This is a genomic window from uncultured Serinicoccus sp., from assembly GCF_947487915.1.
Lineage (GTDB): Bacteria > Actinomycetota > Actinomycetes > Actinomycetales > Dermatophilaceae > Ornithinicoccus.
This window is the reverse complement of sequence record NZ_CANKYH010000007.1, coordinates 158,364-172,652: the sequence shown is the minus strand read 5'-3', so window position 1 is coordinate 172,652 and position 14,289 is coordinate 158,364. Positions and strand designations below refer to the sequence as shown.

Annotated in this window: 12 protein-coding genes; 5 read left to right on the top strand and 7 right to left on the bottom strand. The window is 73.1% G+C overall.

The window, feature by feature from the left end:
* Nucleotides 1-245: 245 nt before the first annotated feature.
* Nucleotides 246-1,877: a chaperonin GroEL gene (groL, locus tag Q0795_RS10850; protein WP_298889574.1), complete on the top strand. Its 1,632-nt coding sequence runs from the start codon at nt 246-248 to the stop codon at nt 1,875-1,877.
* A gap of 289 nt (nt 1,878-2,166) precedes the next feature.
* On the opposite strand, the gene Q0795_RS10845 is transcribed toward groL, so the two are convergent.
* A complete protein-coding gene (locus Q0795_RS10845) occupies nt 2,167-2,463 on the bottom strand; it encodes a WXG100 family type VII secretion target (RefSeq protein ID WP_010147143.1) in 297 nt (98 codons plus the stop codon).
* 105 nt (nt 2,464-2,568) lie between these two features.
* On the opposite strand from Q0795_RS10845, the gene Q0795_RS10840 reads away from it, so the two are divergent.
* Nucleotides 2,569-3,348 carry a DUF4031 domain-containing protein gene (locus Q0795_RS10840; protein ID WP_298889572.1) on the top strand — a complete coding sequence of 260 codons (780 nt, stop codon included), beginning with the start codon at nt 2,569-2,571 and terminating at the stop codon, nt 3,346-3,348.
* A 473-nt stretch (nt 3,349-3,821) separates the two neighbouring features.
* Here the strand turns inward: Q0795_RS10840 and Q0795_RS10835 are convergent, their stop codons facing one another.
* On the bottom strand, nt 3,822-4,493 hold the full coding sequence (locus Q0795_RS10835; RefSeq protein ID WP_298889570.1) for a hypothetical protein: 672 nt from the start codon (nt 4,491-4,493) through the stop codon (nt 3,822-3,824).
* A gap of 41 nt (nt 4,494-4,534) precedes the next feature.
* Between Q0795_RS10835 and Q0795_RS10830 the strand changes: the two genes are divergently transcribed.
* A complete protein-coding gene (locus Q0795_RS10830; protein WP_298889568.1) occupies nt 4,535-5,521 on the top strand; it encodes a phosphotransferase in 987 nt (328 codons plus the stop codon).
* Nucleotide 5,522: 1 nt separating this feature from the next.
* On the opposite strand, the gene Q0795_RS10825 is transcribed toward Q0795_RS10830, so the two are convergent.
* Nucleotides 5,523-6,200 carry a hypothetical protein gene (locus tag Q0795_RS10825; RefSeq protein ID WP_298889566.1) on the bottom strand — a complete coding sequence of 226 codons (678 nt, stop codon included), beginning with the start codon at nt 6,198-6,200 and terminating at the stop codon, nt 5,523-5,525.
* Nucleotides 6,201-6,313: 113 nt separating this feature from the next.
* Here Q0795_RS10825 and Q0795_RS10820 point away from each other — a divergent pair, with 113 nt between their 5' ends.
* Entirely contained in the window at nt 6,314-7,279 is a 966-nt protein-coding gene (locus tag Q0795_RS10820; protein WP_298889564.1) for a glycosyltransferase family 2 protein, read from the top strand.
* Here Q0795_RS10820 and Q0795_RS10815 read toward each other — a convergent pair.
* Complete coding sequence (locus tag Q0795_RS10815) at nt 7,254-9,503, bottom strand: AAA family ATPase (RefSeq protein ID WP_298889562.1); 2,250 nt, start codon at nt 9,501-9,503, stop codon at nt 7,254-7,256. The genes Q0795_RS10820 and Q0795_RS10815 overlap by 26 nt on opposite strands.
* Before the next feature lie 211 nt (nt 9,504-9,714).
* Between Q0795_RS10815 and Q0795_RS10810 the strand changes: the two genes are divergently transcribed.
* A complete protein-coding gene (locus Q0795_RS10810; protein ID WP_298889560.1) occupies nt 9,715-10,020 on the top strand; it encodes an MTH1187 family thiamine-binding protein in 306 nt (101 codons plus the stop codon).
* A gap of 349 nt (nt 10,021-10,369) precedes the next feature.
* On the opposite strand, the gene Q0795_RS10805 is transcribed toward Q0795_RS10810, so the two are convergent.
* From Q0795_RS10805 to Q0795_RS10795, 3 genes are all read right to left on the bottom strand, one after another.
* Nucleotides 10,370-11,641, bottom strand: a complete 1,272-nt coding sequence (locus Q0795_RS10805) for an Nramp family divalent metal transporter (protein ID WP_298889558.1) — start codon at nt 11,639-11,641, stop codon at nt 10,370-10,372.
* Nucleotides 11,642-11,823: 182 nt separating this feature from the next.
* A complete protein-coding gene (locus Q0795_RS10800) occupies nt 11,824-13,020 on the bottom strand; it encodes a glycosyltransferase family 1 protein (protein WP_298889556.1) in 1,197 nt (398 codons plus the stop codon).
* A 20-nt stretch (nt 13,021-13,040) separates the two neighbouring features.
* Complete coding sequence (locus Q0795_RS10795; RefSeq protein WP_298889554.1) at nt 13,041-14,258, bottom strand: NAD-dependent epimerase/dehydratase family protein; 1,218 nt, start codon at nt 14,256-14,258, stop codon at nt 13,041-13,043.
* Between the last annotated feature and the right edge of the window lie 31 nt (nt 14,259-14,289).

Sequence of the window (14,289 nt, the reverse complement as noted above, 5' to 3'; positions counted from 1 at the left end):
GCGAGCCCCCGTCCGCCGAGCCGCGCAGCCGTGACCGGGTGCGGGACGGCATACCGGCCCGGTCATTTGCACTCGAGGGCCCCGAGTGCTCATCATGGACCTAGCACTCTCACCACGAGAGTGATAATCCGACCGGCCTGTCGAGGGTCGGGAGCCGGGGAGACCTGATCCTCGCGCCTCCTGGCTCGTCCGTCGCGGGCGGCACCCGGTCACCCGTCCATCCACATGTGGAGGAAGCAACTCAGATGGCCAAGACCATTGCTTTCGACGAGGAGGCTCGCCGCGGGCTCGAAAAGGGTATGAACACCCTTGCCGACGCCGTGAAGGTGACCCTCGGCCCCAAGGGCCGCAACGTCGTGCTCGAGAAGAAGTGGGGCGCCCCCACGATCACCAACGACGGCGTGAGCATCGCCAAGGAGATCGAGCTCGAGGACCCCTACGAGAAGATCGGCGCCGAGCTGGTCAAGGAGGTCGCCAAGAAGACCGACGACGTCGCGGGAGATGGCACCACCACCGCGACCGTCCTCGCCCAGGCCATGGTGAAGGAGGGCCTGCGCAACGTCGCCGCCGGCGCCAACCCGATGGCCCTCAAGCGGGGCATCGAGGTCGCCGTCCAGGCGGTCAACGACGACCTGCTCGCCATGGCGAAGCCGGTGGAGACCAAGGAGCAGATCGCGCAGTCCGCGAGCATCTCCGCGGCCGACACCGAGATCGGCGGCATGATCGCCGAGGCCATGGACAAGGTCGGCAACGAGGGCGTCATCACCGTCGAGGAGTCCAACACCTTCGGGCTGGAGCTCGAGCTCACCGAGGGTATGCGGTTCGACAAGGGCTACATCAGCCCCTACTTCGTGACCGACACCGAGCGCATGGAGGCCGTCCTGGAGGACGCCTACGTGCTGGTCGTCAACTCCAAGATCTCCTCGGTCAAGGACCTGCTCCCGCTGCTGGAGAAGGTCATGCAGTCCGGCAAGCCGCTGATGATCATCTCCGAGGACGTCGAGGGCGAAGGCCTGGCGACCCTGGTGGTCAACAAGATCCGCGGCAACTTCAAGTCCGTGGCCGTCAAGGCCCCGGGCTTCGGTGACCGGCGCAAGGCCATGCTGGCCGACATCGCCATCCTCACCGGTGGCCAGGTCATCTCCGAGGAGGTCGGTCTCAAGCTGGAGACCGCCGAGCTCGACATGCTGGGCACCGCCCGCAAGGTCGTGGTCACCAAGGACGAGACCACCATCGTCGAGGGCGGCGGCGACGCCGACCAGATCGCCGGCCGGGTCTCCCAGATCCGCACCGAGATCGACAACTCGGACTCCGACTACGACCGCGAGAAGCTGCAGGAGCGCCTGGCCAAGCTGGCCGGTGGCGTGGCCGTCATCAAGGCGGGCGCGGCGACCGAGGTCGAGCTCAAGGAGCGCAAGCACCGCATCGAGGACGCCGTCCGCAACGCCAAGGCTGCGGTCGAGGAGGGCATCGTCGCCGGTGGTGGCGTGGCGCTCATCCAGGCGTCCACGGCCTTCGAGGGTCTCTCGCTCACGGGTGACGAGGCCACCGGCGCCAACATCGTCAAGGTGGCGATCGAGGCTCCGCTCAAGCAGATCGCGATCAACGCCGGTCTCGAGGGCGGGGTCGTGGCCGAGAAGGTCCGCAACCTCACCCCGGGCGAGGGCCTCAACGCCGCGACCGGCGAGTACGGCGACATGCTGGGCTTCGGCGTGGCCGACCCGGTGAAGGTGACCCGTTCTGCCCTGCAGAACGCCGCCTCCATCGCGGCGCTCTTCCTCACCACCGAGGCCGTCATCGCCGACAAGCCGGAGAAGGCTCCGGCCATGCCGGCCGGTGACGGCGGCATGGGTGGCATGGGCGGCATGGACTTCTGATCCCCCCGGATCAGACCTGACGCGCCTGCGTTCCTCGCGGGCGACCAACGACCGACGGGCGGTCCCTCCTTCGTGGAGGGGCCGCCCGTCGGCGTGTGCCCGGGGAGCCAGGTGACGGCTGGGGTTGGGGGCCCCGCGCCGACCGCCTCACGGGGTGCGGCCCGCGCGGCGACGCGCCGGGTCCGGCCTGCGGACCCGCTGCGGCGTCGCCCGTCACCCGCAGGGATGACGCTCCACCCGGGACATCCTGCGCCTCGTCCCGCCCCCTGCGCCGGACGAGGCCGCCGCCTCACTGGGGGGTGAAACGGGTGCGGTTGGTCTGCTCGACCAGCTCGTAGTCCTGGCCCGCCGTCCGCAGCGTCGTCGAGATCTGCTGCAGGGACGTGCGGACCTTCTCCTGGGTCGCGCTCCAGTCCTGGGTGACGCTGTGGAAGCTACCGGCCGCCGACCCGCGCCAGCAGTCCTGGAGCGCGTTGAGCTTGGCCATCATGGACCGGACCTCCCCCTCGATGCTGGCGGCGATCCGTTCGATGTCACCGGAGGCGGCGGCGATGCGTGCCGTGTCGACGGCGAAGGTGTTGCTCATGGGGGTCCCTCCCTCGTGCGGCGGCCGGTCGGCCACCTCGTGCTCACGACGCTAGCCCGCCTCGCGGTCCCCGCGCAGAAGTTGTCCACAGGTAGGGTCCGAAGCATGACCGTCCTCGTCGACCCGCCCCGCTGGCCGGCGCACGGGCGGCTCTGGTCGCACGTCGCGAGCGACGCCTCCCTCGCCGAGCTGCACGCCTTCGCGGCCGGGGTCGGCATCCCGCGACGGTCCTTCGAGGGAGACCACTACGACATACCCCAGGAGCGGTATGCCGAGGTCGTCGCCGCCGGCGCGGTCGAGGTGAGCGGGACCGAGCTGGCCCGGCGGCTGCGCGACAGCGGGCTGCGCTTCCGCAAGCGCAAGGGGGAGCGGCCGCTGGCCCGGGTCGAGGACGGGCTGGCCGGGGCCGCGCCGACACCACACCTGCTGGAGGTGGTCGCCTCCCCGCTGGAGCGTCTCGGCGCCGGGGCGTCGGTGGTCCTCACCCGGGCGCAGGGGGCCCCGGAGCGCATGGCCCTCGTGCGCACCTCGACCCGGGAGGGCTGGGGCGCGCCCGGCGGCAAGCGCGAGGTCAGCGACGGCTCCGCGCGGGCGGCGGCCGTGCGCGAGGTCGCCGAGGAGATCTCCGTGGAGCTCGAGCAGGAACGGCTGGTCGCCGTGGGCTACCAGCGGATCACCCTGCCGCCCGGGCACGGCGCCCGCAGCTGGGACGAGGGGGACAACTACGTCCAGGTGTATGCCGTCACGCTCCCGTCCCCGCTGCCGCTGCGGCCGGACGGGGTCGAGGTGCTCGAGGCGCGCTGGCTGACCCTCGTGGAGGCGCGGGACGTCGCGGGCGCGGCCGCCTGGTGGCCGCTCGCCGAGTGGTGGTGGCCCCGGGGGTAGGGCGCCGCAGGTCGTGCCTCGGGGGCTGGGGCTGCGCAGGCCGGGGCGCCGACGGGCTGGGCGTCCGTGGGTGAGGCGCCGCCACCGGAGGGAAGCGGTACCACATGAGTCACACAGGCCCCTCGGGCACCCTGCTGCGGGGAAAGTCACGCGCGCCGGGGTTATATCCCCGGCGTCGGGCAAGATCTCCGCAGGGCGGGGCGCGTGTGGCGTGCGGGACCGGTGGTGTCCGGCCGAGCCGTCGACCTCACCTGGGTCACGCTGGCCTCATACGCATCCCGCTGCGGGGAAAGTCACGCGAGCCGGGGTTATATCCCCGGCGTCGGGCAAGGTCTCCGCAGCGTGGTGCGCGTGTGGCTCGTGGGAGCTGTGGGGTCGGGCAGACCATCCACCGGCGCCTCCCCCCGCGGTCACCACCTGGTGCGGCGCTCCGCGGGCCTACCTCAGCACCGCCGGGTCGGCGTCGTCACTGGTCAGGGCCGCCGCAGCTCCGCCAGCTCGGCCTGCAGGTTCAGCCGGGCCCGGGCGTCCCAGTGCGCGTGCGCGTGCTCGGTCCGGTAGAGCCGCTCCCGGGCGGCGAGCGGCCCCATGACCCCCAGTCGTCCGGCCCGGAAGGCGTCCTCGGGCACGTGGGCGTACTCCTCGCGCACCTGGGCGCGGTAGGCGGCATACCGCAGGGGCGGCGCCGAGAGGATCCACAGGTCGGCGTCGTGCACGGCGTCCGTGGCGGCACCTCCCTCGCCGGGGCCCTCGTGGTCCAGCGTCATGACCACCCCGGCCTCGACGGCGTCGACCGTGCGGTCGTCGACGCCGAGCCGGTGCAGGTGGTCGCGGGCGAGGGTGGCGCTGCGGTGCTCGTTGCTGCCCTGCGCTGCGCGGGGGTCGTAGGCGAGGTCGTGGTACCACCCGACGGTCCGTGCCACGAGCGCCTCGCCCGCGTCGACCGCACCGGCCTCCTGCAGCTCGTCGAGGGCGGCCAGGACCTCGGTGAGGTGCTCGGTCGTGTGGTAGCGCCGCTGCGGCTCGGACCAGCCGCGCAGCAGGAGCGACCCCTCGGCCAGCCACAGGTCTCGGCCCGCATCGGGCGCGAGCAGCGAGGCGTCGGCGAGCCAGCGGTCGAGCAGGGCCTCGGCGGGGTGCGTCACCCGGCCACTGTGGCACGACCCCCGGGTGCGACGATCGGGCGGTGCTGCCGACCCAGCTGGACGCCGCGGGGGTCGCCGACCTGGCCGCCGCCCACCCCGCGTGGTTCACCACCGCCGGGTATGCCGTGCCGTCGGGCCGCCCGCAGGTGCGCCTCCTGGGGCGGGGCGAGTCGTGCGTGGTGTGGCTGGTCGAGCCCGGTCTGGCCGTGCGGGTGCCCCACCGGCCGGTGCACGAGCTGCCGCTCGGCCTGGACGCCGAGCTGGACCTGCTCGCCCGGGTGCCCGCGGACGCCGACCTCGCCGCGCGGCCGGTGGCGGTGCGGCTGCCGACGGAGGGCGACCCCACGGCATACCTCGTGAGCACGGCGGTCCCGGGTGAGGTGCGCGCCCCTGCCGACTGGACCGACGAGCTCCTCGCGGCGCTCGCCCGCGCCCTGGCCCGCCTGCACGTGGGCGGTCGCACCGAGGGACTCCCCGCACCGGCACCCCCGGACCCGGTGGCGGCGGCGCACGCCGCACGCGACTGGTGGCGCGAGCACGAGCCGGGTCCTGCGGCCGTGCTGGACCCGCTCTGGCCCGCGGTGCTGCGCCGGAGCGAGCAGAGCCTCCCGGCCTTCGGCTCCGTCGAGAAGGCCCTGGTGCACGGCGACGCCTGCCTCGCCAACGTCGTCATCGACGCTGGCGTCCCCCGGCTGATCGACTGGGAGTGGGGCCACGTCGGCGACCCCGCGCGGGACCTGGCGTTCTCCGGCGGGGCGGTGCACGCCGACCCGTGGTACGCCGCGATGGACGAGGGTCGCGTCCGCGCCCAGGCGCAGGCCTACGCCCGCGAGCGGGAGCGGCTCGGGTCACCGGTCGACCTGGCGCCGCTGCTGGTGCGGCGCGAGGTCTGGCTGCTGCACGAGACGTTCTTCATCCAGCCGCACCTGCACCGGGTGGCGGCGGCCACCACCGACCCCGGACGGCGCCGCAGCTACCTCGAGGCCGCCGCGCAGCTGCGCGACGGCCTCGAGAGGTGGCTGGGCTGACTCAGCGCTTGCCGAGCAGCGAGTCCGCGAGGTCGGCGAGGGCCTCGGACAGGTCCTCACGGGCGTCGTGGGCGCCCTTGGACAGACCCTTCAGGGTGCCCTTGGCCTTGCCCTTGCTGCTCACGCCGACGGCGTCGGCGAGGCCGTGGCCCACCGAGCTGGCCGCCCCGGTGACCCCGGCGGCCGCGGCTCCGGCAGCGCCGGTGACGCCACCGGCCACGGCACCCGCGGCGTTTCCGACGCCGTCGGCGACCGACTGCGCGGCGTGCTTGGTTCCGGAGAGGAACGACTGCGTGGCCAGCGTCAGGCCGGCGCCGACCAGCCACACGTCCTTGGCCAGGCCGATGCCGTCCGGGGTGGGTCGGATGCCGTCCTCCTGGGTCATGCCCGGGGTCTTGAGGTAGAGGCCGGTGAGGCCCACCCCGAAGGCGGCCAGACCGGCGCCGGCGACGGCCGAGGGCACGGTCGGCAGCAGCAGTGCGGCACCGAGACCGATCTCGGCGTAGGCGAGGGCCTTGGTGAAGTCGCCCGCCTTCATGTCCTTGAACACGGGGTAGACGCTGGAGGCCCAGCCGTGCATCTGCTCGGCCTCCTCCTCGCCGGCCTTGAGCTTGCCGAGACCGGAGTTCAGGACGAAGGCGCCGGTGGCGATCCGCAACGGTGCGTGGGTGGGGTGCATGCTCTCTCCTCGAATGGCGCGGGAACTGCTCGGCCCTACCGTATGACGTCGGCCTGGGTGGTGCGAGGCGGGCTAGGATCGGCCGACGACCGACCGGCGACCCCCGAGGCACGATGACCCCTGCACAGCATGGCGCGAACGCGCTGAGCGTCGTCGTGCCGGTCTTCGACGAGCAGGACGTGCTGCCGCTGTTCGTGCAGCGGCTGCGACCGGTGCTCGACGCCCTGGAGGTCGACTACGAGGTGCTCGTCGTCGACGACGGCAGCACCGACGCGACCCCGGTCGTGCTGCAGCGGGCCCGGCATACCTGGCCGCAGCTGCGGGTGGTCCGGCTGCGCGCCAACGCCGGCCACCAGGCCGCGATCTCGGCCGGGCTGGAGCGGGCGCGCGGCGACCTGGTCGTCACCATCGACGCCGACCTGCAGGACCCGCCCGAGCTCATCGCCGACATGGTGCGGCTGGCCCGGGAGGAGTCGCTGGACGTCGTCTACGCCGTGCGCGACGACCGCCGCAGCGACACGAGGTTCAAGCGGGTCACCGCCCACGGCTACTACGACACGATGCGCCGGCTCGGGGCCGACCACGGGCCCACGCAGGCGGGGGACTTCCGGCTGATGTCGCGGGCGACGGTCGCGGCGGTCACCGCGCTGCCGGAGCACCACCGGGTGCTGCGGCTCGTCGTGCCCTCGCTCGGCTTCCCCTCGGGCGTGCTCACCTACCGCCGTGGCGAGCGCGCGGCGGGCACCTCGAAGTACCCGCTGTCCCGCATGCTGCGGCTGGCGGTCGACTCGATCACCGGCGCCAGCCTGGCGCCGCTGCGGCTCGCGACCTGGCTCGGTTTCGTCGGCGCGCTCGTCGCGCTGGTGCTGCTGGTCTATGCGCTCGTGGGGTATGCCGTGGGCCTCACCGTCCCCGGGTGGACCTCGACCTTCATGGTCGTCACGGCCGTCGGCGGGCTGCAGCTGCTCTGCCTGGGCATCCTGGGGGAGTACGTCGGCCGGACCTACACCATGCAGCTCGGCCGACCGACCTACTACGTCGCCCACGACAGCCTCACCGGCGAGGAGCCGCGGGACTGACCTCCCGGCGAGGATCCGCCGGACTGACCTCCCGGCCCGGGACTCCCGGGTGCTGGGCGGGTGTGGCCGGCCGGGGGCGGGAGATGGCCTCAGGGGTGGCGGCGAGCCGGGGCGGCAGCGGCTCGGCGTGCACCACGGTGAGGCCGCTGACCGCACGGGTGAGGACGACGTAGAGCCGGCGCAGGCCGGTCCGTTCGTCGGGCTCGGCGGCGGCGATCGCGGCCGGCTCGACGACCACCACCTGGTCGAACTCCAGCCCCTTGGCCACGGTGGCTGGCACGAGGAAGACCCGCACGCCCAGGCCCTCCTCGGCGTGCGTCCCGTCCATGACCTCGTACCGGACCCCGGCCGCGCGCAGCGCCGTCCCGACCCGCTCCATCCACGCGTCGGGCACGATGACGCCGACCGACCCCTCGTGCGCGCCCGCGTCGGTCGTCGCCGCAGCAGCACCTGACACGGCGTCGTTGGCGGGTATGACGTCCAGCCGCCCGGGGTTGGAGCGCACCGACTCCGGGGGCGCCAGGTCGGGGGCGATGGCCGGGAGCAGCCGGGCGGCGAAGTCGATGACGGCCGAGGGCACCCGGAAGCCGCGGACCAGCTCCTCCAGGTGGGTCGTCGGGGCGGAGAGGTCCTTGCCCAGGTGCCGCAACGACTCCTCCCACGAGGCCGTCGACCATGGCGTGGTGCCCTGGGCGAGGTCCCCCAGGACGGTGAGCGACCCGGTGGAGGCCCGGCGCCCGACGGCCCGCAGCTGCATGGGAGACAGGTCCTGGGCCTCGTCGAGCACGACGTGCCCGAGGCTCGGGGTCCGGTCCAGCAGGTCGGCCAGCTCGTCCAGCAGCACCAGGTCGGCGGCGCTCCAGCGCGCCCCGGCCGCCGTCCGCGGCGGCTTCTCCCACACCATGGCCTGCTGGTCGTCCTCCAGGTGGGCGCCGGTGGAGAGCACGCGAGCCAGGACGGCGCCCGGCCTCACCTCGGGCCAGACCGCCTTGACGTAGGCCTTCACCGGCGCCGACCGGGCCACGCTGTCCTGCACCCGGTCGTCGGGGGAGTCCCCGGAGCGCTCCATCCCCACCATGACCGCGTGCGCCAGCCGCTGGTGCAGCATCGCCCGCGCGGCGGAGTAGCTCACTCCGCGACCGCGCAGCTCCTCGATCATGTCCTGCACCTCGTAGGCCGGCACCCGCCACCGGCGCGAGCCGCGCGGGACGACGAGCGCCTCGGTGGCGGGGCCCACCGCGCCCCAGAGCGCCTCCCGCAGGACCGTGGCCATCCGGGCCTCGCCCTTGAGCCGGGCCACCTCGGTGCTGTCGGTCGCGCGGACCCGCGCGGTCGTGCCGCCGACGACCAGGTCGTCGGCCGTGGTGTGCCGGACGCTGACCTCGCCGAGCGAGGGCAGGACCGCGCCGACGTGCTCGAGGAAGGCGCGGTTGGGGCCGACGACGAGGACGCCCGTGCGGGCCAGCCGCTCGCGGAAGGCGTAGAGCAGCCAGGCCGCGCGGTGCAGACCGACGGCGGTCTTGCCGGTGCCCGGCGCGCCCTGCACGCACAGCGTCGTGGCCACGTCGGCCCGCACGATCTCGTCCTGCTCGGGCTGGATGGTGGCGACGATGTCGCGCATCGGCCCGATCCGGGGTCGCTCGATCTCCCGGGCGAGGATGCTGCTCGCCCCGCCGGAGGCCGGACCGCCGCCGGCACCGCGGGCCGACCCACCGCCGCCCGACCCGCCGTCGGCCGGCCCACCGTCCTCGGCGGCTCCCAACGGCTCGTCCTCGAAGGCGGTGATCTGCCCGCCCTCGACCCCGAAGCGGCGACGCAGGCGCAGGCCCATCGGGTCGTGGGTGCCCGCGCGGTAGAACGGCGTCGACACCCCCGCCCGCCAGTCGATGACGACGGGGTCGCCGTGGCCGTCGGAGACGTGGCGGCGCCCGATGTAGAGCCGCTCCTCCATGCCGTCGCCGGGCGCGGCCTCGCGGTCGATGCGGCCGAAGAACAGCGTCGTCCCCGGGTCGTCCTGGAGGGCCTTGGCCCGCAGCCACAGGGTCTGGGCGAGCGCCTCGCCGGCGATGGCGTCGCCGCCGTCGGCGGTCAGCGACAGCGTGTGCTCGCGCATCCGCGCCAGCTCGGTCCGGGCGCGCGCGAGGTGCGCCTGCTCGGCGGCGAGCTCGGCGCGCGGGTCGGTCGGGGTGGAGGAGGTCGGGGTGCGTGGGACGGGAGCGGGCATCGCGGCATACCTCGCGGGAGGGTGGTGAGGAGGGGGGAGGACACGATACTCCCACCGGGCGTCGCGAATGGTTGCCCTGACTCCCACCGGGCGTCGCGAATGGTTGCCCTCACCCCGACCGGGCGTCGCGAATGGTTGCCCTGACCCCCACCTGGCGTCGCGAATGGTTGCCGGTCAAGCCGGCATACCGCCCGAGGGCTAGCGTGGTGGCATGCTCTTCGCCTTCTCCGTTGCCCCCACGCAGTCCGCCGACGAGTCCGGCTCGGTCAGCGCGGCCGTCGCCGACGCCATCCGGGTGGTCCGCGACTCCGGCCTGCCCTACGAGCTGACCTCGATGTTCACGACCATCGAGGGGGAGTGGGACGAGGTCATGCCGGTCATCAAGGCGGCCTGCGACGCGGTGGCGCAGCACTCCCCGCGGGTCTCGCTCGTGGTCAAGGCCGACCTGCGCCCGGGGTATGCCGGCCAGCTCACCGAGAAGGTCGACCGGGTCAACGCCCACCTCTCCGACGGCTGAGCCCCAGGTGGGGAGGGGGGCCACCGAGCGCGGTGCCCCGGTGCAGCCACGCTCGTCTCGTTCGTCGCGACGTCCGGTGCGGCCCGGTCCCGCGTCCCGGTAGTGCGCGACTGCAGCGGATACGTCGCCCGCTCGGGCGTTTCCACGACATACCCGGTGCAGTCGCACCCCTCCGGGCCGGAGGGGGCGGTCACGCTCCTGATCGGGCCAGCTGCTCCGACCTGCACGGGGCCGAGGACTGCGAGCGCACCAGTCACGCCGAAGGCAGGAAGACAGTCAGGCCAAGGGTCCCGTGGGCGGCCACCAGCCACCGCCCATCACCATCAGGCTGCCGAGGGGATCTCCACAGTCAGCCCAGCAGCCCGGTCTGCGAGGCGAGGAAGAGCAGGGTGAAGCCGACGAGGAAGACCAGGCCCGCGTAGGACAGGATCCGCATGCTCGTCGAGAGCTGGCGCTCGCCGCGGATGATCGAGAAGTTCAGCCACGCGAAGACCGGCGCGGTGAGGAAGGCGCTGACCATCGCGAAGCGCAGCATGTCGGCGAGCGAGGCGCTCATCCACACCACGATCGCCAGCGCGACGACCGAGATGCCGGTGATCCACAGGTCCTTGGAGCGGCGGCTCATCGACTCCTGGCCGCGGATGAGCCGCAGCGACTCGGCGGCCGCCCGGCCATAGCCGTCGACGACGGAGATGACGGTGCCGAACATGCAGGCGAAGGCGATGAGCGCCATGAGCGGCACCGCCCACTGCCCGATCGCCGCGCCGTACATGCTCATGAGCTGGGGGATGTAGGCGCCGCCGGCCATCTCCATCTCCTGGCCGCTGCCGTACTGCACGAAGACGCCCAGGCCGATGAAGAAGACGGCGAGCACCGTGGACACGACGTAGCCGAGGTTGAAGTCGAAGAGGACGTCGCGCACGGCGAGCCGGCGGTCGGCACCCTTGGCCTTGACCCACAGCGAGTTCAGGGCGCTGATCTCGATCGGGGCGGGCATCCAGCCGATGACCGCGACGAGGAACGGCAGCGTCGCGAGCGTCCACGGCGAGGGGTCCTCGAAGGCCGGCTGGCGCACCGGCCCCTGGGAGGCGGCCATGACCACGGCCACGACGGTGGACAGGGCGAGCAGCACCATGATGACCTTGGTGACGCCGTCCAGGGCCTTGTAGTGGCCGCCGACGAGCAGCACCCACGTCACCGCGAGCAGCCCCGCCGCGAGCACGGGGACGCCGAGGCCCCACGACGCCGGCAGCAGGTAGGCCAGGATCACCGTGCACAGCAGCGCCACGCCCGCAGTCGAGATGACCGACGACACGGCGGCGAGCACGAAGAACACCCAGAGGTATGCCCTCCCGCGCCGCGCGTAGCCCTCGACCAGGCTGCGGCCGGTCTCGGCGGCATACTGCGGGCCGAAGCGGAAGAAGGGGTACTTCAGCACGTTGGCGAGGACGATGAGCCACACCAGCTGCCAGCCGAAGAGCGCCCCCGCCTGGGTGGAGGAGATGAGGTGGGAGGCCCCGATGGCCGCCGACGCGGCGAGCAGCCCCGGCCCCACCGCCCCCCAGCGGCTCCGCCACGTCGAGCGCTCGCTCGCGGTCCTGGTCTCGCCCTCGATCACCATGGGCGGCACGCTAGCACCGGTCGACCCATCGCAGCGGCGGCCACGACGGCAACCATTCGCGGCGCTCGGTGGGGCGTGGGGCAACCATTTGCGGCGCTCTATGGTGGGTGGGGCAACCATGCGCGGCGCTCGGTGGAGCGTGGGGCAACCATGCGCGGCGCTCGGTGGGGCGTGGGGAGCCGCTACCCGGGCGGGGGCAGGTCGCGGTGCGTGCGAGCCCGCAGGGGCTTGGGCACCGGGCGGCGGCCGACGTGCCGCTCGATCGCGAGCTCGTAGGAGCTGACCAACGACTCGGTCGAGGCGCGCCAGGAGTGGGTCTGCGCATCCGCGCGGGCGGCCGCGCCCATGCGGTCCTTGAGCCCCGGCTCGAGCAGGAGTCGGCGCAGGCGGTCGGCATACCCCGCCGTGTCGCCCGGCTCGACGAGGAAGCCGGTGACGCCGTCGTCGATGACGAAGGGGATGCCGCCGGCCCGCGCGCCGACGACCGGCACCCCGCTGGCCATGGACTCCAGCGCGACCAGCCCGAGCGTCTCGGTGGTGGACGGGAAGGCGAAGGCGTCGGCGCTGGCGTAGGCCGTGGCCAGCTCCTCGCCGGCGAGGTAGCCGGTGAAGACGGTCGGGGTGCCGGCAAACATCGCCTCGAGCTCCTTGCGCGCCGGGCCCGACCCGACGAACGCCAGCCGCACCCCCTCACCGGCCAGCTCCCGGATCGGCTCGAGCAGCTGGTCGAGGTCCTTCTCCCGGGAGAGCCGCCCGACGTAGAGGACGAGCGGCGCCTCCGGGTGCCCCCCGGTGAGCCGCTCGCGCATCTGCCGGCTGCGTCGCGAGGGGTGGTAGCCCTCGGTGTCGACCGCCTTCGGCCACAGGTCGACCTCCCGGATCCCCACCTCGCGCGCCCGCTGCACCATCTGCGCGGACGTGCACAGGTTGACCTCGGCCAGGTTGTGCATGCCGGTGATCCACGCCTGGCTCGGGGCGCGCAGCAGGTGCAGCCCGTTGCCGAGCCGCGTCGTGTAGGACGGCACGTCGGTGTGGAAGCTGGCGAGCAGCGGCAGGTTGCGCCGTCGCGCCGAGATGACGCCGTAGGCCGCGAGCCACACGGGGTTGACGGCGTGCACGATGTCGGGGTGGAAGGCCTGCATCCCCCGGGCGATCCGGGCGGTGGGCAGGCCCACCATGATCTCGGGGTACCACGGCTGGAAGGACACCGACCGGACCTTGACGACCCGGTGCGGGCCGTAGCGGCTCGGCGGCTCGCCCGGTGCGAAGACGAGCGCCTCGTGCCCGAGGTCGGCGAGCTGGTCGAGGGTGCGGGTGACGCGGGTGACGACCCCGTCGACCTTGGGCAGGAAGACCTCGGTGAAGAGGGCGATGCGCATCCGGTATGCCGTCGCCGGGCTCAGGCCGTGCGTTCCACGGCGGCGCCGCGGGAGGCCGGCACGCCGGCCTGCTGCCGAGAGGTCCACACCGAGGTGCAGGGGATCTTGTCGAGGTCCGCGCGGTCGGCGTAGCGCCGGGCGACGTCCTCGACCTCCATGAGCAGGCCCTCCTCGAGCAACGTCGGTTGCAGGCCGAGGTCGAGGAAGGTCTCGTTGTGCACGTGCAGCTCGTTCTCGGCCGCCTCGTGGCGGGGGTTGGGGACGAGCTCGACCTCGGCGTCGCTGATCCGCGCGACCAGCTCGGCCAGGTCGCGCACCCGGTGGGTCTCGGTCATCTGGTTGAAGATCTTGACGCGGTCGCCCGCGGCGGGAGGGTTGTCCAGGGCGATCTGCACGCACCGCACCATGTCGCGGATGTGGATGAAGGCCCGGGTCTGGCCGCCCGTGCCGTGCACGGTGAGCGGGTAGCCGACGGCGGCCTGCATGAGGAAGCGGTTGAGCACCGTGCCGTAGTCGCCGTCGTAGTCGAAGCGGTTGACGAGGCGCTCGTCGCGCATCGTCTGCTCGGTGTGGGTGCCCCAGATGATGCCCTGGTGCAGGTCGGTGATGCGCAGCGCGTCGTTCTTCGCGTAGTAGGCGAAGAGCTGCTGGTCCAGGCACTTCGTCATGTGGTAGATCGAGCCCGGGTTGGTGGGGTAGAGGATCTCCTGCCCCACCCGCGTCCCGTCCTCGGCGGCGATCTCGACGTCGAGGTAGCCCTCGGGGATCGCCATACCTGCCGTGCCGTAGCCGTAGACGCCCATGGTCCCCAGGTGCACCAGGTGCGCGTCCAGGCCCGTCTCGACCATGGCGCAGAGCAGGTTGTGGGTAGCGTTGGTGTTGTTGTCGACGGTGAAGCGCTTGTGCTTCGCCGACTTCATCGAGTAGGGGGCCGAGCGCTGCTCGGCGAAGTGCACGACCGCGTCCGGGCGCCGCTCGGCGAGGAGGGCGACCAGGCCGTCGTAGTCCTGCGCGAGGTCGAGCTCGACGAGCTCCATGGGCCGTCCGCCGACCTGCTCCCAGGCGGCCAGCCGCTCCTGCGGGCTGGCGATGGGGGTGAGCGAGGAGGCCCCGAGCTCCTCGTCGATGCGCCGGCGGACGAGGTTGTCGACGATGACCACGTCGTGGCCGAGGTCGGACAGGTGCAGCGCCGCGGGCCAGCCGCAGAAGCCGTCACCGCCGAGGACAGCGATCTTCACGGGTGACTCCTTGACGTCGGGGGCGGGCCAC

Bases quoted from the DNA above. Each gene is read 5' to 3' on its own strand.
- groL (WP_298889574.1), top strand. From the start codon at position 246: ATGGCCAAGACCATTGCTTTCGACGAGGAGGCTCGCCGCGGGCTCGAA.
- Q0795_RS10845 (WP_010147143.1), bottom strand. From the start codon at position 2,463: ATGAGCAACACCTTCGCCGTCGACACGGCACGCATCGCCGCCGCCTCC.
- Q0795_RS10840 (WP_298889572.1), top strand. From the start codon at position 2,569: ATGACCGTCCTCGTCGACCCGCCCCGCTGGCCGGCGCACGGGCGGCTC.
- Q0795_RS10825 (WP_298889566.1), bottom strand. From the start codon at position 6,200: ATGCACCCCACCCACGCACCGTTGCGGATCGCCACCGGCGCCTTCGTC.
- Q0795_RS10820 (WP_298889564.1), top strand. From the start codon at position 6,314: ATGACCCCTGCACAGCATGGCGCGAACGCGCTGAGCGTCGTCGTGCCG.
- Q0795_RS10815 (WP_298889562.1), bottom strand. From the start codon at position 9,503: ATGCCCGCTCCCGTCCCACGCACCCCGACCTCCTCCACCCCGACCGAC.
- Q0795_RS10810 (WP_298889560.1), top strand. From the start codon at position 9,715: ATGCTCTTCGCCTTCTCCGTTGCCCCCACGCAGTCCGCCGACGAGTCC.
- Q0795_RS10805 (WP_298889558.1), bottom strand. From the start codon at position 11,641: ATGGTGATCGAGGGCGAGACCAGGACCGCGAGCGAGCGCTCGACGTGG.
- Q0795_RS10800 (WP_298889556.1), bottom strand. From the start codon at position 13,020: ATGCGCATCGCCCTCTTCACCGAGGTCTTCCTGCCCAAGGTCGACGGG.